Source organism: Microcoleus sp. A003_D6, from assembly GCF_036702825.1.
Lineage (GTDB): Bacteria > Cyanobacteriota > Cyanobacteriia > Cyanobacteriales > Microcoleaceae > Microcoleus.
Genome location: NZ_JAUBWA010000065.1, coordinates 9,812 through 34,521 on the forward strand (window position 1 = coordinate 9,812; position 24,710 = coordinate 34,521).

18 protein-coding genes and 1 pseudogene are annotated in these 24,710 nt (G+C 45.7%); 8 read left to right on the top strand and 11 right to left on the bottom strand.

Annotated features, from left to right (window positions below):
- Nucleotides 1-277: 277 nt before the first annotated feature.
- Nucleotides 278-1,759 (bottom strand): M16 family metallopeptidase, encoded by a 1,482-nt coding sequence (locus QUB70_RS18565; RefSeq protein WP_332982589.1) that lies wholly within the window; start codon nucleotides 1,757-1,759, stop codon nucleotides 278-280.
- A 268-nt stretch (nucleotides 1,760-2,027) separates the two neighbouring features.
- Nucleotides 2,028-3,623 (bottom strand): M16 family metallopeptidase, encoded by a 1,596-nt coding sequence (locus QUB70_RS18570; RefSeq protein ID WP_332982590.1) that lies wholly within the window; start codon nucleotides 3,621-3,623, stop codon nucleotides 2,028-2,030.
- Nucleotides 3,624-4,016: 393 nt separating this feature from the next.
- Between QUB70_RS18570 and QUB70_RS18575 the strand changes: the two genes are divergently transcribed.
- Together QUB70_RS18575 and QUB70_RS18580 are read left to right on the top strand one after the other, a co-directional pair.
- On the top strand, nucleotides 4,017-4,634 hold the full coding sequence (locus QUB70_RS18575; protein WP_332982592.1) for a TetR/AcrR family transcriptional regulator: 618 nt from the start codon (nucleotides 4,017-4,019) through the stop codon (nucleotides 4,632-4,634).
- Between the two features lie 24 nt (nucleotides 4,635-4,658).
- Nucleotides 4,659-5,180: a GNAT family N-acetyltransferase gene (locus QUB70_RS18580; protein WP_332982595.1), complete on the top strand. Its 522-nt coding sequence runs from the start codon at nucleotides 4,659-4,661 to the stop codon at nucleotides 5,178-5,180.
- 8 nt (nucleotides 5,181-5,188) lie between these two features.
- Here the strand turns inward: QUB70_RS18580 and QUB70_RS18585 are convergent, their stop codons facing one another.
- Nucleotides 5,189-5,551 (bottom strand): hypothetical protein, encoded by a 363-nt coding sequence (locus tag QUB70_RS18585; RefSeq protein WP_332982596.1) that lies wholly within the window; start codon nucleotides 5,549-5,551, stop codon nucleotides 5,189-5,191.
- Between the two features lie 75 nt (nucleotides 5,552-5,626).
- Here QUB70_RS18585 and QUB70_RS18590 point away from each other — a divergent pair.
- Nucleotides 5,627-5,869 (top strand): annotated as a pseudogene (locus QUB70_RS18590) (TetR/AcrR family transcriptional regulator); the annotation flags it as partial.
- Nucleotides 5,870-5,919: 50 nt separating this feature from the next.
- Here the strand turns inward: QUB70_RS18590 and QUB70_RS18595 are convergent.
- A complete protein-coding gene (locus tag QUB70_RS18595) occupies nucleotides 5,920-6,282 on the bottom strand; it encodes a hypothetical protein (protein WP_332982598.1) in 363 nt (120 codons plus the stop codon).
- Nucleotides 6,283-6,402: 120 nt separating this feature from the next.
- Between QUB70_RS18595 and QUB70_RS18600 the strand changes: the two genes are divergently transcribed.
- Nucleotides 6,403-7,194 carry a cobalamin biosynthesis protein gene (locus tag QUB70_RS18600; RefSeq protein WP_332982601.1) on the top strand — a complete coding sequence of 264 codons (792 nt, stop codon included), beginning with the start codon at nucleotides 6,403-6,405 and terminating at the stop codon, nucleotides 7,192-7,194.
- A gap of 4 nt (nucleotides 7,195-7,198) precedes the next feature.
- Here QUB70_RS18600 and QUB70_RS18605 read toward each other — a convergent pair whose 3' ends face one another.
- A complete protein-coding gene (locus QUB70_RS18605; RefSeq protein WP_332982602.1) occupies nucleotides 7,199-7,567 on the bottom strand; it encodes a phage holin family protein in 369 nt (122 codons plus the stop codon).
- A gap of 109 nt (nucleotides 7,568-7,676) precedes the next feature.
- Between QUB70_RS18605 and QUB70_RS18610 the strand changes: the two genes are divergently transcribed.
- Nucleotides 7,677-8,174 carry a pentapeptide repeat-containing protein gene (locus QUB70_RS18610; RefSeq protein ID WP_332982604.1) on the top strand — a complete coding sequence of 166 codons (498 nt, stop codon included), beginning with the start codon at nucleotides 7,677-7,679 and terminating at the stop codon, nucleotides 8,172-8,174.
- Between the two features lie 87 nt (nucleotides 8,175-8,261).
- Nucleotides 8,262-9,170, top strand: a complete 909-nt coding sequence (locus QUB70_RS18615) for a Uma2 family endonuclease (RefSeq protein WP_332982605.1) — start codon at nucleotides 8,262-8,264, stop codon at nucleotides 9,168-9,170.
- A 74-nt stretch (nucleotides 9,171-9,244) separates the two neighbouring features.
- Here QUB70_RS18615 and QUB70_RS18620 read toward each other — a convergent pair whose 3' ends face one another.
- Nucleotides 9,245-11,443 carry a transglycosylase SLT domain-containing protein gene (locus QUB70_RS18620; RefSeq protein WP_332982607.1) on the bottom strand — a complete coding sequence of 733 codons (2,199 nt, stop codon included), beginning with the start codon at nucleotides 11,441-11,443 and terminating at the stop codon, nucleotides 9,245-9,247.
- Between the two features lie 337 nt (nucleotides 11,444-11,780).
- On the opposite strand from QUB70_RS18620, the gene QUB70_RS18625 reads away from it, so the two are divergent.
- Both QUB70_RS18625 and QUB70_RS18630 read left to right on the top strand, forming a co-directional pair.
- Nucleotides 11,781-13,259, top strand: coding sequence for a leucyl aminopeptidase (locus QUB70_RS18625; RefSeq protein ID WP_332982608.1), 1,479 nt, complete (start codon nucleotides 11,781-11,783; stop codon nucleotides 13,257-13,259).
- A gap of 636 nt (nucleotides 13,260-13,895) precedes the next feature.
- Nucleotides 13,896-16,115: a PAS domain S-box protein gene (locus tag QUB70_RS18630; protein ID WP_332982610.1), complete on the top strand. Its 2,220-nt coding sequence runs from the start codon at nucleotides 13,896-13,898 to the stop codon at nucleotides 16,113-16,115.
- 259 nt (nucleotides 16,116-16,374) lie between these two features.
- On the opposite strand, the gene QUB70_RS18635 is transcribed toward QUB70_RS18630, so the two are convergent.
- The 5 genes from QUB70_RS18635 to QUB70_RS18655 all read right to left on the bottom strand — a co-directional run bounded on the left by QUB70_RS18635 (nucleotide 16,375) and on the right by QUB70_RS18655 (nucleotide 24,710).
- Complete coding sequence (locus QUB70_RS18635; RefSeq protein ID WP_332982612.1) at nucleotides 16,375-17,154, bottom strand: DUF4058 family protein; 780 nt, start codon at nucleotides 17,152-17,154, stop codon at nucleotides 16,375-16,377.
- A 198-nt stretch (nucleotides 17,155-17,352) separates the two neighbouring features.
- A complete protein-coding gene (locus tag QUB70_RS18640) occupies nucleotides 17,353-18,732 on the bottom strand; it encodes a hybrid sensor histidine kinase/response regulator (protein ID WP_332982614.1) in 1,380 nt (459 codons plus the stop codon).
- A 78-nt stretch (nucleotides 18,733-18,810) separates the two neighbouring features.
- Entirely contained in the window at nucleotides 18,811-21,108 is a 2,298-nt protein-coding gene (locus QUB70_RS18645) for an ATP-binding protein (protein WP_332982615.1), read from the bottom strand.
- A 165-nt stretch (nucleotides 21,109-21,273) separates the two neighbouring features.
- Nucleotides 21,274-22,836: an ABC transporter substrate-binding protein gene (locus QUB70_RS18650; protein ID WP_332982616.1), complete on the bottom strand. Its 1,563-nt coding sequence runs from the start codon at nucleotides 22,834-22,836 to the stop codon at nucleotides 21,274-21,276.
- A 524-nt stretch (nucleotides 22,837-23,360) separates the two neighbouring features.
- Nucleotides 23,361-24,710: a hybrid sensor histidine kinase/response regulator gene (locus QUB70_RS18655; protein WP_332982618.1), complete on the bottom strand. Its 1,350-nt coding sequence runs from the start codon at nucleotides 24,708-24,710 to the stop codon at nucleotides 23,361-23,363.

Consider the following 24,710-nt stretch of genomic DNA (forward strand, 5'->3'; position numbering starts at 1 on the left):
CACAATAGTTAGGTGCGTCGCTCAAAAACTTACAAATTCCAGCGAAGTTTCGGCAGCGACGCACCCTACAAAATACTGGCATGAAATGTCGCGATGTCTGTCAGTTAGCCGTAGGGTGCGTCGCCATCGAAAATTCACAAATAAGACCGACAATCTCACAGCGACGCACCACACAATAGTTAGGTGCGTCGCTCAAAAACTTACAAATTCCAGCGAAGTTTCGGCAGCGACGCACCCTACAAAATACTTTCGCTCTGCCTGGGAACGAGTACATAAATTAAGTCGCCGAGGGAATCGTGATATCAACTGATTGCACTTTTACCGAACTTCCCAAACTCGATAACGGCGGTTGAATCCCTTCAGTATTCCCCACTACTAATGTCACCAGATTCTCCGGTTTTAGGTAAGTCTTAGCTACGCGCTGCACGTCGGCAATTGTTGCTGCTTCGATGCTGCGGCGGTAGCGAAAAATGAAATCTTCGGGATAACCGTAGTATTCGTAGCGCATTAATCGCGACAAAGTTTGACTGGGATTTTCAAATTTGAAGATGAAAGAATTCAGGGTGGAATCTTTAGCGAAAGCTAATTCTGCCGGGGTAATTGCTTCGGTGCGGATACGATCGATCTCTGCGCGAATTGCCTTGATAAACGGTACTGTGGCCTCCGATCGCGTTTGGCCTCCAGCGACAAACACCCCCGGATAGTCATATCTCGGACTCCAAGCCGCGTATACTGAATAAGCTAAGCCTTGGCGCGATCGCACGTTATTGAACAAACGGCCGCCGAAACCGTTCAAAACCCCGTTCATTACGTCCAAAGCACCGTAATCTGGACTGCTGAGCATTCCGCCCAAATGTCCCATCTGCACGTAACTTTGACTTAATTGCGGCTGATTTACCAAAAATACGCCACCGTCCTTTGCTGGCGATACGGTTGGTAACGGCGGTACTTCTGCACTTTGAGTCGGTTGCCAGTTGCCGAATTTTTGCTCGATGAGCGATCGCATTTTAGCAGTATCAAAGTCGCCAGCAATACCCAAAATCATATTTTTGGGGTGGAAATATTTCTGGTAGAAACTCACCAAATCGTCGCGGGAAATATTGGCGAGGGTTTTGTATTCTACCGTGCGCGCGTAAGGACTGCGATCGCCGTAAATTAACTTTTCAAACTCGCGGCCGGTAATACCGTCAGGATCGTCATTGCGGCGGGCGATCGCACCTTGAGTTTGATTCTTCGCTAAATCTAACTTTTCCTGAGCAAATATTGGCTCCCGAATCACTTCCGCAAATAAGTCAAATACGGGTTCCACATCTTCAGCTAAAGCACTAAAATTAGCCGTACCCGAAGCAACATCAATCCCCGTTTCTACCGAAGCTGCTCGCTGTTCTAGCAACTGATTTAGTTCATCGGCCGTATGCCGGCTAGTACCGCCAGTTCGCATCACTTCTCCCGTCAAACCTCCCAATCCAATTTTATCGGCAGGTTCAAAGCGATCGCCCGTGCGAAATAGCGCCGTTCCCCCAACTAACGGGAGTTCCCGGTCTTCCATCAGATACACCCGAATGCCATTCTTCAGCTCGAAGCGAGTATATTTAGGCAGTTTAATTTCTGGCACCGCCGGGAATGTTAATTCGTCGTAGTGTTTGGGCCCAGCCGCTAACGAAGGTAACAAATTAAACGTGGTAAGTGAAACAGTAAAAATGCAAAGCGATAGCAGAAATAACTTTACGTTTTTCAGTCTCAATTTAGTCCTTTTCATTCTTTCTCCTAAGTTTCCTATTGTGACATAGCGTCGGGATCTTGCCCCGCGCCCGCCCTAGATACAAGACTATCTCTTAGTCTGCGAAGGCAGACTTTGTTTGTGTAGGATCGGTTTCAACCGCCGAGTCTAAATCGAGGCAGAGCCTCTGGATCTGCGTTCCCAGGCAGAGCCTGAGAACGAGTCTTTCTTACTGACTTCTAACTCACCCTACCCTCGATTATTCATCCGTGTATCCGTGTCAAAATCCGTGTCGTGCTTCCTCTTCCTACAGCGGCAAAAGCTTACCAATCGTGCGATTTTCCGGGCGGAAAGTGGTCTGAGCGACACGCTGAATGTCAGCCGGAGTAACAGCGGCGATCGCATCCAATTCCTTGAACAAATTTCGCCACGAACCGGTTTTCACTTGATAGTCCAGCAGCGAAAATGCCATACCCATATTAGAATTGAGCGATCGCAACAAATCGGCTCTCGCCTGAGTTTTCACGCGCTCCAATTCCAAATCAGAAACCGGCTCTGTTTTCAGGCGATCGATTTCCTTGCTCAAAGCCGCAGCTACTTCATCAACCGTGCGGCCCGGAGCAGTTTGAGCGTAAAATAACATCAAATTCGGATACTTTTCCCCCGGATAACCGCTGAAACCTTGAGCCGCCAGCGCCAATTGCTGTTGTTCTACCAAAGATTTGTAAAGCCGAGAGGTGCGGCCATCGCTGAGCAAAGAACCAATCATTTCATAAATCGCATTGTCGGGATGGTTCATCGCCGGTCTGTGGTATCCTTCCAAATACCAAGGTTGAGTTTTTAATTTCAGCGTTACTTCCTTAGTTTGCGTTTGCGGAGGCTCCACAATTTCCAATTCAGAAGGCGCTGGTTTCGCCTTGTAGCGGCCGAAATAAATTTGAGCGAGCCGCTTCACTTCCGAGGCTTTCACGTCTCCTACTACCGCCACAGTCAGCTTGCTGGGGACGTAGTGAGTATCGAAAAACTTCTGCACGTCGCTGCGGCTGAGGTTTTTAATGTCTTCAGTATAGCCAATTACGGGGCGGCGGTAGGGATGAACAGAAAAGGCTTTGTCGGCAAAAACTTCAACCATTTGTCCGATCGGAGAATTCTCGGTTCGCAGCCTGCGTTCTTCTAAAATTACCTGTTTTTCTTTGTAAAATTCCCGAAATACCGGTTCTAGAAATCGCTCGGATTCCAGCGACATCCACAGTTCTAACTTGTTAGCTGGGAGGCTGTAAAAATACATTGTGGCGTCGGTGGAAGTAGCGGCGTTTAGTCCGACTCCGCCTGCTTGTTCAACTATTTTGCCTAGTTCGTTGCGCTTGACAAATTGCGAAGCTTCGGCTTCAACTTTGTCAAATTCTGCTTGGAATTTGGCGACTTCTTCAGTTTTGCCGCTGGCTTTTGCTGCTTGCATTTGCTCGAAGAGTTCGTCTTGTTTTTCTAGCAGCGGCTTTTCGGCTTTGTAGTCGGTAGTGCCAATTTTTGGCGTGCCTTTGAAGGCTAAATGTTCGAGGTAGTGCGCGACTCCGGTTTGGCCGTCGGGTTCGTTTGCGCCTCCTACGTCAGCGTGAATTAGAAACGATGCTACGGGCGATCTGGGCCTTTCGAGCACGATGAATGTCATGCCGTTGTCGAGCTTAAATTCCGTGACTTGCTTGATTACTCGATCGAGCGACGGTTGAACAGAGACTGCTTGGGAGCCGTTAGCGGGGTTCTCGCGGGCGAGGGCGATTTCGGGAGAAATTCCCCACCACAGGAGTACAGCGGCCAGCAGGGAGGCGATGAATCGAGTTTGGCGATCGGGCGATTCCCTACGGGATAGCTTCGCCGCGCGTGGTTTTTGAAACTGCGGGGTCATTCGATTTTAGATTTTAGATTTTGGATTTTGGATTTTGGATTGTCAAACAAAAAATGTTTGCGATCGGCGACCAGACATTCTTTTCTAAGGATAAAGATTTTTGGAGGCATAAGCGATCTGTTGCACCGCAGATGTTAGGCTGATACAGCCAATCTCAAAAAGGGTCATTGGATTTTAGATTTTAGATTTTAGATTTTGGATTGTCAAACGGCAAGAAGTTTATGCCGAATAACAAGAGATGCTTTTTAAGCATAAAGACTTTTGGGGCATAAGCGATCTGTTGCGTCACTTCCAGTTTAAGATTAAAGTCACGCACAACTTAAAACTTAACATAATTTAGTTTGTCAGTCCTGAACCTGCTGTTCCAAGTCGCCAATTACCGATTGCAAAGCCATGCGAATTTTTAATCAGTCTCCTCCTTCTGAAACAGAAACCAAGAAGCGAATTTTACAAGCAGCTCAGCGGTTGTTTGCCCGCAGCGGATACGACGGCACCACGACTCGCGATTTAGCAGCGGCGGCGGGGGTGGCGGAGGGTACGCTATTTCGGCATTTTGATAATAAAAAAGCGATTTTGATTCAGGTGGCGACGGAAGGATGGGTTGAAATACTGACAGATTTGCTGACAGAATTGAGCGAGATGGGCAGTTACAAAGCAGTCGCTCAGGTGATGCGGCGGCGGATGCTGAATATCCGCGAAAATAGCGACATGATGCGGGTGTGTTTTTTGGAGGCGCAATTTCACCCGGATTTGCGCGACAGAATTCAGTTGGAAGTCATCGGAAAAATGAGCGATGTGGCTGAGGCTTTTTTTGAAACTGCGATGGAAAAAGGAGTTTATCGGAAGATGAATCCGAAGATTGTCGCTCAGGTATTTTTAGGAATGTTTGCAGTTGCAGGTTTCAGTCAAAATACGATTATGGAGCCGAATGCTTCACCGCAGGAAATGCAGGAAATGGCTGAAGGACTCGCAGATATTTTTCTGAATGGGGTTTTGCTGAAAGATGAATAATTAGGCAAACAGGAAAAAGTTGTTATGGGCAAAGTTTTGCACTATTCTATTCGGCTACTAACGCAGGAAGACGAGCCTTTTTTGTGGCAAATGCTGTATGAAGCGGCGCACATGGCAGAAGAAGGCGAATCAACGGTGCAAGCTGTTGTCAATCATCCTTTAATTGCGAAATATGTCCAGAATTGGGGACGTCAAAGCGATCTGGGCTTCGCAGCGATCGAATTGAACGGCAGCCAGCCAGTAGGAGCCGCCTGGCTGCGTTTGTTTACAGAGGATGACAAGGGGTTTGGCTGGGTTGACGATACTACCCCGGAATTGGCGATCGCCGTTCTTCCAGAATATACAAATCAGGGTGTAGGAACGCAGTTGCTCGATCGTTTGTTGTCAGCAGCAAAAGTCTCTTATCGATCGGTATCCCTGAGTGTCAGAAGCTCGAATCGGGCCCTGAGCTTGTACGAGCGATCGGGATTTAAAGTAATTGATGGAAGCGAGACAATCAACCGCACAGGAGGGACATCATTCACCATGAAAGTGGATTTTGATTAAGTGAATTATTACTCTATAAATTCGTACATTTGCTGTACCCATTTCTCCCGATTATTCTGCCAGTCATCCGTCACTACTTCCCAAGTTGTATTGCTTTCAAGTTCCAGCAAGAGACTTGATACTTCTTCCAGCGTCGATGCTATATGACATTCTTCTACCCAACTTTCACGGATCATTTTCCAGAGACTTTGTACCGCTTCTCGCTGAAAATTTGATTCTAATTCAACTAGCAATTGGGCTAGGTGTTTTTCGTCCATTGTGGCTGACACCTCGCTCATCCAACAGTCGCGACGTTCTTTCCATTCTTCCGTCACTGCATCCCCGTTTAGGTGGGCTTGAAACTCTAACAGTAATTGGTTTAGTTCTACCATATTAAATTTTGTCTTGTTTGCAGTTTGTGCTATTTTTGTACAAATTTTATTGATTTAGACTCTTGGTTTTTTATAATGAGCGATGTGGCTGAGGCTTTTTGGGAAACGGCGATGGAAAAACAAGTTTATCCAAAGATGAATCCGAAGATTTTCGCTCAGGTATTTTTGGGAATGTTTGCAGTCGCGCCCTTCAGTCAAAATAGGATTAGGCAGCCGAATGCTTCTCGGCAGCAAATGCAGGAAATGGCTGAAGGACTCGCAGATATTTTTCTGAATGGGGTTTTGCTGAAAGATGAAGAATCAGTGATTAGTCATTAGGAAACTTGAGAGCCTGGAAACGCATATCTACAGGCTCTGACTCCTCGAAACTACTCGTTAAAATTGTGCAGTTGCTGTACCCAATTATCGCGATTGTGTGGCCATTCATCAGCCATAGCTTCCGAATTGGTATTGGTTTCTAGTTCCAGCAATAAACTTGATACTTCTTGAACAATTGATGCTCCCAGACATTCTTCTACCCAACGGTCTCGACGCTCTTGCCACTGAATATCAACCGATTCCCACTGCAAGTTAGATTCCAATTCAACTAGCAATTCTGCTAGATATGTCAGGTTAACTGATGCTGCCACATCGCTCACCCAACTTTCCCGGCGCTCTTGCCATTCTTTTGTCACTCCTTCCCATTTGAGGTTGCTTTCAAACTCTAACAGTAACTGATTTAGTTCTACCATCTTAAATGTTTGATTGTTTGTAGTTTGCGCTACAATTATACCAAAAGTTTCACCAAACAGAGTGTTAATTTTTTTTTAAGATTGCGGTTGCAGTGAAACTACAGAATAGATAACTGAATAATGAGCGATGAATTTACTTTAGATATGCTAGAGATTCCCAGCGGCTGGCAGCGCGGGGAAGGTGACTGGACAGGAGTGGCGGCGGCTATGGCTAGAGGGGAAGGTGTCGAAGTAATTCAAGAAGTTGGTTCTACTTTGTGGCAAAACAGTCTGCCAGAAAAACATTCTTTGCATTGGGATGGGGAAATTTTATCAACTATCAAAGCCCGAATTTGGATTAGTTTCACGCAGAGAAGATTTTCGCCGGAATCTGTTTTGCCAAAGGTTCAGTGGCATCCGAGAGTGTTGTGGATAGGGATAGGTTGTGAGCGCGGAACAGGGCGAGAGTTAATCGAAACAGCGATTAAACAAGTATGCCGTGCTTATCATTTAGCCGAAAGTGCGATCGCAGGTATTGCTACAATAGAGACTAAAGCAGGTGAAGTCGGCTTGCTGGAACTTTGTCAAGCGCGAAACTGGCCGTTAAAAACCTTTGCGGCTGACATTTTAAGTTCCGTAGAAGTCCCCAATCCTTCCAATATTGTAGTCAAACAAGTCGGGACGCCTAGTGTAGCAGAAGCTGCGGCACTTTGTGCAGTTAGAGAAGAAAATTTAACCGCAGATGAACGCGAATATACGCAGATATCCATCAATCATCTGCGTCCATCTGCGTTTATCTGCGGTTCAAATCCCCTCTTAGTCCCTAAACAAATATTTCGCGCTAAAAATCCCCCCCTGTCACAAGGAGGGGTTAGGGCGGGTTCTGCGGCAACAGTAGCGGTTGCAGTTTGCCCGATCGAGTATCTGGGATAATGTATTACTGAGACAAAGTATTGGCATTCACAAATCGACCGATTAACCCAGAAACGAATGACAACACAATGGAACCCAACAAAGCCGGCCAAAAACCGCTAACCGCAAAGCCGATATTGAACGCACCCGCCAACCACGAAGCCAGGGAAAGCGAAATTGCATTCACAACGAATAAAAACAAACCTAAAGTAAGAACGGTCAAAGGCAGCGTCAGCAATGTAAGAATCGGTCTGACAACCGCGTTCACCAATCCGATAACAACAGCAGCCAGCATCGCCGCCGGAAAGCTAACCACCGCAATACCTGGTACAATGTTAGCGGTAATGACCAGCGAAACCGCTGCTACTATCCAAGTTAAGAAAAAACTTAGCATATCTTTTTTTCCATCTCCATCACTATTAATTAAGATTTTAGCTGTTTAGTCGATCGACCAAAGTTCGGGATACACTACGAAATACCCACCTTGCAAGAATATCAGACTTATGAAACTCCGGCAACTAGCAGCATTTTTCTTAGCCCTAACTATCTTCATCCTGCCGCGGTCAGCCCAGGCTCAATCTAAATATTACCCTCCTCCGCTGTCCTTTAGCAACGCCGAACTGACAAGACGCGATTTTTCCGGTCAAATGCTGCGGGCCGCTGAGTTTTCTAACGCTAATATGGACTTGACTAATTTTTCTAATGCCGATTTGCGGGGAGCAATTATGAGCGCTTCGGTGATGACTCAGGCGAATTTGCACGGAGCGAATTTAACTAATGCCATGATAGATCAAGTTAAATTTACTAAGGCCGATTTAAGCGATGCAATTTTAGCTGAAACAATTTTGCTGCGTTCTACTTTTGACGGAGTAGATATCACCGGCGCTGATTTTACTGATGCAATTATGGACGGAGCACAAGTTAAAGAATTGTGTACAAAAGCAAGCGGGATTAATTCTCAAACAGGGATTTCTACTCGCGATTCCTTGGGATGCCGCTGATTTATTTGATAATCTCATTTTGTGGAACAGGCTTTCCGGCCTGTTCCGGGCTAGAAGCAACGCCCCATGCCGTAGAGTCCTCAAATTATGAGTGCAAATATGATTGAAAAAACTCGTTTTCTCCCTCAGACTGACCCGCCACTTTCGCCCCGGCAAACTCTGCCGACAATGTATGATTTACCAAGCGAAGACCCGGAGGAACCTGGTTTGCCTGACGAATATCATTGCTACCAGCCACCTTTATTGCGGCAAACTTTTCAGCCTGTTAATGTTGATTTAGATGAGGTTTTTGTTGGCATTGACCTCAATCTTTATTACGATTGGCAACATTCCAATTGGTACAAACGTCCTGATTGGTTTGCGGTTTTGGGCGTGTCGAGACTCTACGAAGGCGAAAATCTTCGTCTCAGTTACGTGATGTGGCAAGAGCAAGCTAGCCCGTTTGTTATAGTTGAATTGCTATCTTCAAGTACGGCAGATGAAGATTTAGGTCGTACAGTTAGCCAAACAGGAAGACCACCGACAAAATGGTATGTTTACGAGCAGATTCTGCGCGTTCCTTACTACGTTGTTTTTAGCGGCACAACCAATGAAATTTTAGGATTTCGCTTGGTGGCTGGTGTTTACGAACAGGCCGAACTTATCGGCGGATGTTTGCCAATTCCTCCGTTAGGATTGAGTTTGGGTTTGTGGCAGGGAGTTTATGAAAAGATCGATCGCACTTGGTTGCGCTGGTTTACACTCGAAGGGGAGTTAATTCTGACTCCGCAAGAGGAAGCTGAACAACAAACGGCTGAATCTGAACAACAAACGGCTGAATCTGAACAGCGAGTGGCTGAAGCCCAACAGCGAGCGGCTGAAGCCCAACAGCGAGTGGCTGAAGCCCAACAGCGAGCGGCTGAATCTGAACAGCGAGCGGCCGAATCTGAACAGCGAGCTCAAAGACTAGCAGCAAAACTCCGCGAGTTAAATATCGATCCCGATGAACTCGATTAGTTAGTAGGGTGCGTCAGCTTTGAACCATTAGTTATCTATCGAATAACGCACTGCTGACGCACCCTACAACTTAACTAAGGCTTTGCTTTTTTCTGAGCCGCCGCATAATGCTCGCTCATTAACTGATTAACTTCTGGATTGTAAATCCGCAGATAATTCCAGTAATTCTCAAACACCGATTTCACGTATCCTTTCGTTTCAGGAAACGGAATCTTTTCCGCAAAAGCATCCGGGTCACTAAAACTAAACCTCTTCAACCAATCTGCTACTGCATTCGGCCCGGCATTGTAACTCGCCACAGCTAACATCGAGTTATTCTTGTACTCGTCGTGAGTGTGATCCAAATACCACGTACCGAGTTTAACGTTGTCGTCCACATTCTCCAATGAATACTTTTTGAGGCTGATTTGTCCAGCCACCCAATCTGCTGTTTCCGGCATTACTTGCATTAACCCGGTGGCGCCAACTGATGATTTGATTGCGGGCATAAACCGCGATTCTTGCCGGATTAATGCGGTTACTAATACTGGATTTATTTGGCGTTCTTTTGACCATTTGACAATGGTTTCTAAGTAAGGAAAAGGATAAAGTGCTTGCCAATAAATCGGTTGCTGTCTGAGTTCGAGGTATTGGGTTCTATCATCGGGTTTATCGCGCTGCCGCAAACTACCAACCATCCACAAACCGTCTAAATTGTCTCCGACTGCTACTCGCATTAAACCGTCGGTAAACTGTTCGGCAATACTTGGTTCTACGCGGTCGATAAATTCTACTTGCCACAGCGTCCAAGCATCTCTATCTTGACCTAATTGATAGAGTTCTTTCAATGCAGGAGAACCCGCAGTTGGTTCGGGGCGCTGAGGGGGACGCACTACATTGGGAGACAAATCTCGGACTGTGGTAAAGTCGCCTACGGGCCAGCCGAGAAGTACAGCCGATCGCCACGCAAAATATGATTCTGGATAGCGTAAAATAGTGTACTCAAATGCAGTCTTGGCGTCTTGTTGGCGGCCGAGTTGCTGTGCCCATTTCCCGACCCAAAATGCGGCTTCTGGAGCTTGTTCGCTGTCTGGATTGTGGGTGGTTAATTCTCTCGCCCACTGCCAAGCTGATTTTAAATCTCCGCCTTTGGCATACTGCTGGGCGATCGTCCACCGCAGTTCGCCTGCTTTATCAGAATTATTGTATTTTGTCAAGAGCAACTTGCGGGTATCTGAGGCAGATTGACCGCTGCGTGCTTTGTCGAGAAGTTGGGATTTATCTAACAAAGCTTCGGGGGCATAATTGGGGAATTTGCTAATAACTCGATCGAGCAAAACGATCGCTTCTTTCGGTTCGCTCAGCCGCGATAGCCGAATTAAACCCAAACCAGTATCTTCGGCATCGGGAAACTGGCGCACTAATTCTTGATAGGCAATTCTCGATTCCGGGATTTTTCCGTCGAGCCACAAACCGCGAGCTTTTCGGTAAAGATTTTTGGCGTTGGGGGGAGCTTTCCCGTAAGCAATAGCTCCTTTGCCGTAATCTTGTTTTTCCCAATAGCCGAAGGCAATGTGTTCCCAATCTTCCGGTTTTAAAGCGGCGCTGTTTCGCTGCACCAGTTGTTCCAAAATTGTACCGTAATCTTTGACATAATGACCGTGTTTTGCTACGAGCAGCATCAACTGCGGCTGATTGGGATTTTCTTTTAACTTAGCGAGGGCAATTTCTACGCTGCGGGGATGAGCGGGAAATTCAGTAATTGCCTGTTGCCAATATTCCGGTTTTGACTTGCCTAAAACATATAAAGCTTCCGCTGCTACCGGGTCGCTCGGATAGTTTTTGAGCAGTTCCTCCCAAGCTTTTTGGGTTTTGCCGTTGTCGCCGCTCAATTGGTAAGCTTCCGCTCTTTTGAGGGCAATGTGAGCAGCTAAAACCGGATATTCTTGCTCTAATTTGTCCAATAATGTTAATGCTTTGGCAGCATTTCCTTGCTGGATTAAATCGCTGGCAAGCAGGTAGCGGGCGCGGCTTTGAGGGGAGATTTGCTGCGGGTTTGTACTTGCAGGCTGACTGGCTGCGAGTTCAACTAATTTCGCCGATCGCTCGATCGGTGACAGCGACACCAGCATCTTGACTTCCGATTCGGAATTCGCTGCATCGACGGGCTGCCCATCTTTCTGGAACGATCCCAAACCCATCCATTTCGTCGCAGCCAGCCAAGAAGCGATCGAAATAACGCAAACTGAAACGCTGATTAAAACAAAAACTCGGGCCCGGCGTCGTTTTAGCATGGGAAAATTTAAGAGAATAAGAATAAAGAACCGATCGTTTGTCAAAAGCCATCACAGGCAGGATGGGTGTTCCACGCCATCACAGGCCGGATACCTGTTCAACGAGAAATAAAAGTTAAGAGTGGGGCGGGCCCTTTCAGCCGGCCCCCAAACAGATTATTGAGATTGGTGCGAGATCCGATCGCAGCCGGACTTGGCTGATATAGTAGCAGAATTTATTTCGATGCGGAGCGGAGAATTTGTGCGATCGATCTATTTGCCCGCACAAAGGAAAAACGACAAAGCACCAAGTACAAAGTACAATCAAAAATCTAAAATCTAAAGTGTAAATCAAAACATGGAATTTCTAGTCACCGATACGCCCCGCTCTGCTTGGACGGGAGACGCCCTGGCAATTGGTCTATTTGAGGACGCCCTGGAACTCACCGGCGAGCTGGCACAATTAGATGAAAAGCTTGCAGGCACATTGAAAGAGCTCCTACTGGAAGTAGATTTTAAGGGCAAAGCGGGCACGAGCGCGATCGCCCGCGTCGGCGGCAATAATCCCATTCGCAAAATTGCGATCGTCGGTTTGGGCAAAACAGACGACTTAAAATTAGACACCGTGCGGCAAGCTGCGGGCGTTTGCGCCAAGTTAGCCAAAAAGGAGAAATGCAAAACCCTCGGAATTAGCTTTCCTGTATGGAAAAACGCGCCGGATGTTACAGCCAGTGCGATCGCCGAAGGTGTAGAACTCTCCTTGAATCAAGACAACCGTTTCAAATCGGAACATGAAGACAAAAGCCCCCAAGTCGAACAAATTCATTTGCTCGGTTTTGCCGGTACCGAAAGTGCGATCGCCCGCGCCCGCCAAATCACTGCCGGAGTCATTTTAGCACGGGAATTAGTCGCAGCGCCGGCAAATTTTGTCACCCCAATTACGATGGCAGAAACTGCTCAAAGTCTGGCTGCCGAATGCGGTTTAGAATTAGAAATACTGGAGCGAGAAGACTGCGAAAAACTCGGCATGGGAGCCTTTCTCGGCGTTGCCAAAGCCTCCGACTTGCCGCCGAAATTCATCCACCTCACTTACAAACCCGCAGGCACACCGCGCCGCAAAATAGCAATTGTGGGCAAAGGATTGACCTTTGATTCCGGCGGTTTGAACATCAAAGGAGCCGGCAGCGGCATTGAAATGATGAAAGTAGATATGGGCGGCGCTGCGGCTACTTTGGGAGCGGCAAAGGCGATCGGACACATCAAACCCGATGTAGAAGTTCACTTTATCAGCGCCGTCACCGAAAACATGATCAGCGGCCGCGCCATGCGCCCTGGAGACATCCTTACAGCTTCCAACGGCAAAACAATTGAAGTCAACAATACCGACGCAGAAGGCCGTTTAACCCTGGCTGACGCTTTGGTATTTGCTGATAAATTGGGAGTTGACGCAATTGTCGATTTAGCAACTCTAACCGGCGCCTGCGTAATTGCTTTGGGCGAAGATATCGCGGGTTTGTGGAGTCCTCAAGATAGCGTCGCCGCCGAAATAGTCGCCGCCTCAGAATTGGCAGGCGAAAAATTTTGGCGAATGCCGATGGAAGAGAAATATTTTGATGGATTGAAAGCATTGCACGCCGACATGAAAAACACTGGGCCTCGTCCCGGCGGTTCGATTACGGCGGCGCTATTTTTGAAGCAATTTGTGAAGGATACCGCTTGGGCGCATTTAGATATTGCCGGCACGGTTTGGACTGACAAAGAAAATGGCTACAACGGCCCTGGGGCTACCGGTTTTGGAGTTCGGACTTTGGTGCATTGGGTGCTGGGCGGTGCTTAATTGTGGATTTCCAGCGCAAAAAGTGAGATTTTCTCTGCCTTAAAATCCCGTTAGTCCATCAGTGAGCCTGGGGTTTAAGACCCCGGGCTCACAGCTTAAGTAATCTAAAAGAAAACTTACAGCATATTCCAGGTTCATGAAGTGTAGGGACAGGGCATTGCCGTGTCTAACCGGGGATCGAACGATAGGCGGGTGTACTTCATAAGCGTGGAATCTGCTGTAATATCGTTAAAAATTTAAATAGACCTCTTGCAAAAATCCTTTCATCAATTGATGGAACGGGCAAGATGCCCGTTCCACAAGAGTTATTTTTTCTTGTGGAACGGGCCCCAGAGCCCGTTCTAATTATTTTTGCAAGAGGTCTAATGTTTCTGAAGCCCTAAGTAGGCGAATCTATGTATTCCGTCACTGCGAGCAACGTAAGTGTTGCTCCCCGCGACGATCCCAATCGCTTATACTTGCCGAAAGCTTTGCTCCCAGGGCCCAACCTAGACTGTTTTGACATTCCCTGAAAAAATAGCTGTTTCATAAAAAATGAAAAAAGTATATAATTATGTAAACATTTCACTGGCAGAAATCAAATAATTATATTTGATCGGGTTTGCATTGGTACAGATAACTTTTTTCTTGAAGTTTATGCAAGAACAATTAACAATTTTTTTTTCAACACTTGCTGTATCTTCCCCACTCGGCTGCGACGCGCTGCCGGAGTTGCGACTGTACGCTGTTTTTGACTCGCTGACGGCACTGGCGTATTGCTCTCTGGCGCTATTTTTAGTTTATTTTACCCGCCAAGGTTCTCACAGCAAGATTTTCCGGCTGTTTGCCGTTGTTTTTTTTGCCTGCGGCGCTGCTAAATTGACGGAAGTTTGGACGCTTTGGCATTCCATTTATTGGCTGTCGGTAACTCTCAAAGCTGCAAGTGCTTTGATTTCTTTGCTTTTAGCCGCAGTCGCCCTCGCACTCATGCCGAAAGCACTGGCCGAGTCTGGTTTAAATCAAAAAGAAAATCTTCCACAACTGCCGTTAAAACAGGTAGAAGAATATCAGGAAAAGCATCATATCCAGACAGGAGAATTGGCAAAACAATCGATCGAGCTTTCCGATGCAGACACTATTGTCGATCGCACTTTAGCTCTCAATTCGCTGGAAGGACAGTTAGAAAAAGAAATTGCCGATCGCCAGCGGGTTGAGGAAAAGTTGCAACTGACTCAATTTGCGATCGACCGATCGGCAGATGCGGTATTCTGGATCGGATCGGACGGTAAATTTTTTTACGTTAACGACGCTGCTTGCTCTACTTTGGGATATTCTGCGGAAGAATTGCTCGCTCTTACCGTGCACGACATCAATCCAGATTTTCCCCAAACTGCTTGGAGTTTGCACTGGAAAGTCTTAAAACGCTGCGGTTCGGTTAATATTGAAGTTCACCACCTAACTAAGTACGGTCGAATTTTTCCGGTGGAAATTACGATCGACCATTTGGAATTTAACGGCAAAGAATATCAGTGCGCGTTTGCTCGCGACATTAGCGAACGCAAGCGGATTGAGGCAGCTTTGCGGGAAAGGGAAGAAGAATTTAGGTCATTAGTTTCTAGCATTCCCGGTGCAGTTTACCGTTGCAGTGCTGCTGGGCGATCGAGCTTAACTTTTATCAGCAGCGGCATTGAAGCTATTTCCGGCTATCCCGCAGCTAACTTTATGCAAAAACCGGTGCAGGCTTTTCCGAGTATAGTTCATCCCGATGACGCCCAGCAGAGCGAGAAAATTATCGATCGGGCTATTAAGACAAAACAACCTTACACGCTCGAATATCGCCTGATTCACTGCGACGGAAATGTGCGGTGGGTTGCAGAGAAAGGTCAAGCCATTTTCAACGCAGCAGGTCAAGTTTTATCCCTCAACGGCGCCATTTTTGACATGACAGAGCGCAAAGCAGCGGAGGATGCTTTGCGGCTCTCCGAGGCGATCGCCAACAACAGAGCCCAGCAGCTAGAAATCGCCCTCAAAGAGCTCAGAGAAACTCAAGCTCACCTAATTCATACCGAAAAAATGTCAAGTCTCGGTCAAATGGTAGCTGGAGTGGCTCACGAAATCAATAACCCTGTCAGTTTTATCTACGGCAATATGTCCTATGCCAGCCAATATATCAGAGACTTGTTGCAGCTTGTGGAACTTTACCAAAAACACTATCCTCAGCCCGCGGTAGAAATTCAACAATGTATTGATAATATCGATTTAGAATTTCTGAGAGAAGATTTGCTAAAAATATTATCTTCGATGAAAATGGGAGCAGATCGCATTCGCGAAATAGTTCTGAGCTTGCGAAATTTCTCGCGTTTAGACGACTCGGTAAAAAAACCTACTAACCTTCACGAAGGCATAGACAATACGCTCCTAATTTTGCACAACAAACTGCGATCCAGAGGCGACTATCCCGAAATAAAAGTAATCAAAGATTACGGTCAACTCCCCTTAATAGAATGTTATGCAGGTCAGCTAAATCAGGTATTTATGAATCTGCTTAGCAACAGTATTGACGCCTTGGAAGATGCTTGCAACCAAAAAAGGCGAGCGGCAGTCGGCGACGATTGGGAACCCACTATTAGAATTCGCACAGAAGCCCTGAACGAAAATAGTATTTGCATCCGCATTGCCGATAATGCGATCGGCATGACAGAAGACGTGCGAACCCGATTGTTTGACCCGTTTTTCACGACCAAACCGATGGGAAAAGGCACCGGTTTGGGGTTGGCCATCAGTTACCGAATTGTCGCGGAAAAACACGCCGGAGCCCTTAGCTGCCGTTCCACCGTAGGAGAAGGTACGGAATTTGCGATCGAAATTCCCTTCTGAAAAATGTGTTTGTAGTGAGGACTTGCATTCCTCAGTTTTTATCAGGACTTGCATTCCTCACTACAAACCAATTTTGCGGACATAATATTATATCATGTCCGGTCGATTACTGTAGATATGGGCGGGGCGGGTTTATGAATTTGTTGGCTTTGAATTTGAGAATACTGGTGAACCCGCCCCTACAAGATATGGAATTAGATCGTAACAGATCGCTCGGACATAATATTATTCCTGCTTTTTCCTTCCCCTTTCCCATTAATTACGATCGCACTCCCCGCTGCCGCAACAAATTATCTGCCCACTCCCGATCGGCTGCTTTCAAAGGCGGGCGGGGTTCTTGACAGTAATCAATCGCTAAATCAAATCTAGCTTGATTGTAAACACCCATTAATACAGCCTGTAAATCGAGTTCCGGTTCTGCATCGGACGGTTGCAAAGGTACTCGCAAGCAAGGAATCTGGTCTCGCACGCTAAAGGCATACAATTCAGCTTGAGGAAGTTGAGAACCGCGACTGACTAAAATCCGATAATCGGTGCGCTGCGTGACTCCTAAAATCGGCATGGGTTTGCCGCTTCTGAGCAGGTCAATTTCGACTAAGTTGGTGCGACTTCCCAACACTTGCCGCCGTTTAGTTTCATAAGCATTTCGTCCTTCTCCTGCGGTTTTATTCTTGGGGGAAAGAACTTCAATAACGGTGATAACTCGATCGCTAGGCATTTCTCTAATTTCTAAATAGCTTTCTTCTATGGTTTCTGGCAGCGGGAGTTGAACGGGGATGGGTTCGGTGCGGGTGAGGGTAGCAGTAGCAGAAACCGGTGGAGTTGCGTTTGACTGTTTGGAGACGAGGGAAATGTCGGGAATTCCTACTAATTCAGAGGATGCGCCCAGATAGATCCGCTTTTCTACCGCAACTCGATAGTTCGGATTTAATTCAGGTTCGATCGCGATCGCGGCCACTACGATCGCGCGGCTGCGAACTTCTGACCAAAATTCTGGTTGTTCTAAATAGGGATTCATTCCCGGAAATGGGGAGGGCATTTCTTTCGCCTCACTCGTTAACTTTGCTTGCTGCAATACTTATTTTAGAACTTCGGCAGGGATGAAGACAATGTTTGTGCGATCGCCACTTCTATTAACTGTGAAACGGAACAGTTAGTAAAAGCAAAAGCGTTAAAATCAGCCAACTCCAAAACCACTTATTAGATTTTAGCGGCGTTTCTGGTAAGGTTAGTGTCCCTAGTTCAAGGAACAGACTGGCAGAGAGATCGCAAATTCAGTCCCTTGACCTATTGCGGAATTCACATCGATCGCACCCCCATGTTTCTCAACAACAATTTGATGCGCGATCGCCAACCCTAACCCCGTCCCTTTTCCTACTCCCTTCGTAGTAAATAAATCATCAAAAATCTTCTCCCGCACGTACTCGCTCATACCAAAACCGTTATCTTTAATCCGAATTATTACTTGTTTGCGATCGAGCGCTAACTCGGTTTTAATGAAAATTTTATTGGCGATAGATGTATAACTCATCCCTTGATTTGATTCATCTAAAGCATCGATCGCATTCGCCAGTATATTCATAAATACCTGATTTAATTGGCCTGGAAAACACTCGATTTGAGGGAATTTTCCATACTCAGTTATCACTTCAATGGCGGGACGTTGTTCGTTGGCTTTGAGGCGATGTTTGAGAATTAAAAGTGTGCTGTCAATGCCTTCGTGGATGTTAAAAGGTACTTTATAATCTTTGTCAGCACGGGAGAAAGTACAGAGACTGGTGCTGATGCCTTTGAGGCGATCGCAGGCAATCCCCATTGCATTAATGACCTTGGGTAAGTCTTCTAAACTATAGTCTAAGTCAATTTCGACCGCATGGTCTTGAATTTCATCACTCGGATTGGGTAGACTTTTTTGATACAATCTCAAGTGTTCAACCAGCTCGCTAAGAGTAGGTTTAACTTGTTTGAGACTAGCAAAAATAAAGCCCAAAGGATTATTCATTTCATGGGCTATCCCAGCGACAAGATTACCTAATGCCGACATTTTTTCACTTTTGACAAGTTGGATTTGAGCTTTTTGGAGTTCGAGGAGTGCTTGTTCGAGATTTCGTTTTTGTGTAAATAATTCATGAGTTCTTTCCATGACTCGTTGCTCTAGTTTTTCAGTAAGTTGCTGCAATTCTGTATTTTTAAATTCGAGAATCCGGCTCAATTGGTTGAGCTTGAGGTGAGTCCGCACCCGCGCTAAAACTTCACCTTGTTGAAAAGGTTTGGTAATGTAGTCAACGGCTCCCAGATCGAAACCTTGAACTTTGTCGATCGCTTCAGACAGAGCCGTGATGAAGATAACAGGAATATTTTGGGTTTTTGGATTTGCTTTGATGCGCCGACAGGTTTCAAAGCCATCTATACCGGGCATCATTACATCTAGAAGAATTAACGAAACAGGAGTATGTTCGAGTTGTTGGAGTGCGCCTTGTCCGCTGGTGGCGATCGCTACTTCCAAACCAGCATCGGCTAATACAGATGAAAGGACTTTTAAATTATTTGGCATATCATCCACGATCATGATAATGCTATTGTCAAACACCGTTGAAATAGAATTTTCAAGTGCCATTGTATTTTCTGCAAGTGTGGTCATTGCTATTAAAAATTAGGGTCATTCAAACAATAATTAAACAGTCAAAATAGCTGATTAACTTGCCGCCATATCGAGATAATTTTCCAGAAAGCTTTTAATTTTTTCAATCTCAAAATCATCTACATACTGACGCAGTTCTTGCACAAAGGGTTGGTATTGTCCATCTCCTTTTTCTAAAATCTCGAGCTGTTGCTCGATCGCCATTAAGCGTCCCTGCAAAGCCAAGGTGTGCAACTGAGTTAAAATGTCATTGTCCGGTGGCACGATCGCACCTGAAGTTGATGGGGATGTTTCCACAGAGTTGACTGCGATCGGCTCTACAGCAGAGTTTTGCTCGTAAATCCATTCTATACCCAGGTACTTCTCCAACATCTTTAGCAAATCTGGAGCTTGTACGGGCTTCGGCAAAAAAGCATTAGCTCCCGCTTCAATACTCTCATTCTGATTGCTGGCAAACACACTTGCTGAAGAAGCGATCGCCGGAATATCTTTCAACTGTGGCATCTGCCGCACCTGTCGCAGCATCTCATAGCCATCCATCATTGGCATCATCAAGTCTGTAATAATCAGGTCAGGACGAGTCTCATGCATTTTAGCCAATCCTTCTCGACCGTTGTTGACAGCGATCACAGCAAAACCCAAAGGTTCCAGTAAACTAATCAACACCGACTGATTCTCCCAGCGATCGTCCACCACCAGCACTTGGCGTTGGGGGCCCTCAAATCCGACGATCGTGCCTTTGAGGGTAGTTCGCAGACTCGTTGCCCATTCTTTAGCTTCTGGAATTTCCATCTCAAACCAAAATGTACTGCCTTTTCCAAATTCGCTTTCAACATGGAGAGTGCTACCCAGCAGAGAAACAAGTTGCTGACTGATTGCCAATCCCAGTCCAGTCCCTTCTCCTTGTTTCTTCACATCACCCACCTGTTCAAAAGGTTGAAATATTTTTGCGAGTCCATCTGATGAGATGCCGACTCCTGTATCTTGGATCTCAAAGCGAATTTGATAGCTTTCAATCGGCTCTAATTTGTGACTTTTAACGACAAAATTGACACCTCCTTTGTCAGTGAATTTAATTGCATTACCCAACAAATTAATCAACACCTGTTGCAGGCGCTTTTCATCAACTTTGATGCCCGCGGGCAAATCAGCATCGGGTTTATAGGTAAAGAAAATTTCTTTTTGGCTAGCCCGAACGCTCATCATCTCGGCAACACTTTCGAGCAAGGTAGGGAAATGCACATCGCTGGGATGCACTTCCAATTTGCGGGCTTCGATTTTGCTGAGGTCAAGAATATCGTTGATCAGGTTGAGTAAATGATTGCCGCACTGATAGATAACGCCTATGCCTTTTTTACCTCGTTCTGTTAGGGGTTCGCCAGTTTGGAGAATTTGGGCATAGCCAAGGATGCCATTCAATGGTGTCCGCAACTCGTGGCTCATGTTGGCGAGGAAACTGCTCTTTGCTTGGTTGGCAGCATCGGCTTTCTCTTTAGCTGCTGCCAGTTCTACCGTCCGTTCTTCTACCTTTTGTTCTAAGGTTGAAAATGAAGTTTGCAACTGGCTGACCATGCTATTAAAAGATTCGGAAAGTTCTCCGAGTTCATCGCTACGATCGCTGGGTAGAGTCGCATTCCAGTTCCCCGTCGCCAATTGCTTGGCGGCGTTATTGAGTTGTAAGATTGGTTGCACTACCAAGGATTGGGAAAGCCAACGCACTAAAAATACGGTCACTAACAACACAGCCAAAAAAGTTACCAGAGCAGATACGGCTACCCAATATTCCCGGCGGACTACAGCACTTGCGTCCAGTTCAACGACTAAGTATCCATTCACCCGACCCTGGAGATTGGTAATTGGTGCATAGCCGTGGAGAAAAAACCCACCTGTATCAGTTCTGTGAAACTCCTCATTCGGCACAAACGGGGCATTCTTGGCAACGGCTGCTGCCAAATTATCTAATTCTTCGCTGTAATCCTGGCCAATCAATACGGTTTTACTTAGATCGGCAGGGTCGTAGTTTAAAGCGTAGACAAACTTTTTATCTGTTTGTTGGCGGACTGTATAAATACGTTTGATATCTGGACTGGCGGATTGAATAGTGACAAGTCGATCTTGATTGATTTTGTAAAACGCTGAGGTACGATCGCTAGGCTGGACAATCAAACCGTGATAATCGCTGTCGATTTGCGGCACTGCAAGACTGACGATCGCCAAAAGACGGTTCCGAATTCCCTGCCGTTGAACAGAATACAACTGCCAGTACATTCCCGAAGCCAATGTACCCGCCATCACCGCGATTAGCACTGAATAGGAAGCAATAATTTTGGTGCTGAGGTTCCAATTTTTCATGGTGTCACTTTGTTTATTGTTTCTGTATTTTATCGCTCGTTTTAATCCGAAACTAATAGACATCTCCCATAATTATTGTGGAACAGGCATCCTGCCTGTTCTTGAGAGGCTTTTTAGGAGATGTCTAATGTGAGATTTTTGTGGGGTAGCGTGTTGCTGTCAACTTTACAAACCCAAGCTGGCCCGGTAAGCAGCTTGTTGAGACTCGCGCCCCACTTTGTTGGTAATCTGCTCCCATCTCTGTTCAATCTGCTGCATTGCCTGCTTTGTGGTGAGTTTGTTTGCTAAGAAATCAGATACAGTAGCATCGAGAACTTCAAATTGATATTGCTGATTGTGGGGAATACTCAAATTCAAAACTATGTTGGGGCTGTTCAGGCTCACGCCGATCGCTCCCAGATAGTTGTTAGCAGCTTCAGACGATAGTCCTGCTTTAATCCAGGGAGCTGAGTTTTCAAATTGAGAAATTCGGTAGGGATTGAAGCCCGTTTTACCGATCGTTACATCCACATTAGACTGAGCGGGTTGACTCATGTAAGAGAGAAACGCATAGGCAGCATCCTTCACCTTTGCTGCTGCCTTGGCATGAATCACACCAGTCCATCCGACATTAGCAGCGTAAGGGGCGTGATTGACACCATCAATGGCGTAAGGACAGGTAAACTTATCGCAGGCGACTAATTTGTTGGTCTTGCGATCGAGGACTTGAGTAGTGCCTGGAGTGATGACAGCACCCACTTTATCCATCACTTTAGACACAGACAAATCAATAGCTAGTGGCCCAACATCGCCCCAATCAATGGTCAGGGCGCACCTGCCAGTGATAAATAATTCTCTAGCTTTAGAACCACCCAGATTTTGATCCTGGGGAACTCCATAATCCATCGTTTGTTTATAAATATCCAGTGCTTTGGCAAAAGCTGGATTGTTCGCTAAGGGTTTCATGGTGTCTGTGTCAAAAAATGCTCCTTGTGCTGTTCCCTGAGATTGCAAAAAAGGAGTGGCAATGGAGATTAACATACTTGTGCTATTCTCATGGACACGCTTTGAAAGACAAGAGCCATAGTCTGGTTTACCGTCGCCATTTAGGTCTTTGCCGTGAAATCGTTTAGCGATCGTCAAATACTCATCCCACGTTTCTGGAGGCGTCAAACCAGCTTCCTTTAACAAATCAGTGCGGTAATAAACCATATGAAAATCGCCGTCCAACGGAATACTGTAGATGCGCCCTTTATAAGTCGCGCTGACATTCCGAAAGATCGGAGCGATATCTTCCCACTGCAACGCAGCATCAGCCTTCACTCGTGCAGTTAAATCTTCCAGATAGCCTGCATCGATCAAGTCGATCAACCATTGAGGCAATATAACTGCCATATCGTACTTTGAATTGTTACCAGACCAGTTCTTTTGCAGTATGTCGTAAAATTGTTTAAAGGGAACACCCGTTAAATTGACCTTCGCTCCAGTCAGCGATTCAAACCCAGCAATATTTCGCTCAGTCCCTGTATGAATCGCTTCATCATGGGTAATGACGTTAATCGTTACACCGTCAAAGCGTTGGATCGTTGAACTTACAGTTTGTGTCGATTGAGGAGATGAAGCTGTTGGAGAATTGGGTGGGGAAGAAATGCACCCCGGAACTCCTAAGATCAACCAGAGGGCAGCCAGAAAAATTAGACCATATTGAACTCGCTGCAACTGAAAGCGAAAGTGTGGCAAATTAGACATTTTATGACTCCTATTTGATAACTTACTTGAGATTTAATTGGTTGACATTTGATTCATTGATATTTATACCAATTTTAAAAAAGAATGCAACAGTATTCTTGTTCCCCCCCTTAGCAAGGGGGGGCTAGGGGGGGTCGAAGAGTGTTGCACGATTTTAGAGAAATGGTATTACAGCAGATTCCACCCTTATGAAGTACACCCGCCTATCGTTCGATCCCCGTAGGGACAAAGGCTTTCGCCGTGTCCCTACACTTTATAAACCTGGAATAGGCTGTATATTGGATGGCTGGTCGGGTGACAACCCCGCTGGAAACTCAGACAGGGAAAAGAGTTGACGATTTACTTGTGTTGAAAAAAGATAGAAGTAATGAAAGTTACACTCGACCTATTAGAATATGTTACCTAAATTCTATCATACTCACTTCCCAAGACAACTATCCCGCTCTCTGTTTTTAGTCCTTGAAATTGTCCTTGATTGGATGGTTTATATTGGTTCCAACAAGTTAGAATAATTCACAATATTTTTATTTAATGGGGAGAACGATCGCCAACTCTGTACCTTCTCCTGGGAAAGAATTAACTGTAATTTGTCCCCGATGTTTTTCTTCAACAATTTGACGGGCGATCGCCATTCCTAAACCTGTTCCTTTCCCTACCGCTTTGGTGGTAAATAGATGCTCGAAAATCTTTTGTTTTACCTCATCTGTCATGCCGATTCCATTATCGCTAAAACGAATCAAAACAGATTGGCGATCGCTCGATAGTTCGGTTTTTATCGTAATTCGGTTGGGCTCAGTTTTAATCTCTGCAAAAGTGCGTCCCTGATTTGATTCTTCTATGGCATCGATCGCGTTACCCAAAATATTCATAAATACTTGATTTAATTGTCCGAGAAAGCACTCTATCTCTGGAATATCTCCGTAATCAGTAACTACTTCAATCGCGGGTCTAAATTCCGAGGGTTTGAGGCGATGTTTGAGAATCAAAATCGTACTATCAATACCTTCGTGAAGATTTGCCTTCACCGGATGATTGCGATCGGCTCTAGAAAAAGTTCGCAAACTCGTGCTGATGTCTTTAATCCGTTCGCACCCCACTTTCATTGACTTAATCATCTTCGGCATATCTTCCATAAGATACTCTAGCTCGATTTCTGCGGCATGATTGTTAATGTCCGTTTCTGGAGCGCGATCGCCATATAATTTCAGATGTTGGATCAAATCTTGCAATGCTTGCCAAGTTTGGTCGAGGTTGCCATAAATAAAACCAATAGGATTGTTAATTTCGTGGGCTACTCCAGCAACTAAATTGCCCAAAGCTGACATCTTTTCGCTTTGAATTACTTGCAATTGGGCTTGCTGGAGTTGATAGTATCGTTGTTTCAGTTCTTGATTAGCTTTTTCTAATGCCTGATTCATCTGCTGGAGTTGGCTGTTTTGTTCTGCTAGTTGCTGAGCTTGCTGATTATTTTCCTGTTTCAGAATTTTTTGCAGGCGGCTGAGTTCTAAATGAGTAGAAATGCGAGCTAAAACTTCGTCCGTTTGAAATGGTTTCGTAATGTAGTCCACCCCACCTACAGTAAAAGCTTTTAGCTTATCCATCATTTCATCCAAAGCACTGATAAAAATCACTGGAATATCGCAAGTCAATTCGTTGGCTTTGAGATGTTGACAAACTTCGTACCCATCCATTTGTGGCATTTGAATATCCAGCAAAATCAAACTAGGAGACGATTGTTGAATAACTGCTAGAGCTAACTTTCCGCTAGGAAACGCTCGAACCTGATAGCCATTTTCTTTTAAAAAATTGCTCAGCAAATGCAAGTTTGCTGGTGTATCATCAATAACAACGATTGGATTTTCAGTATCATTCAT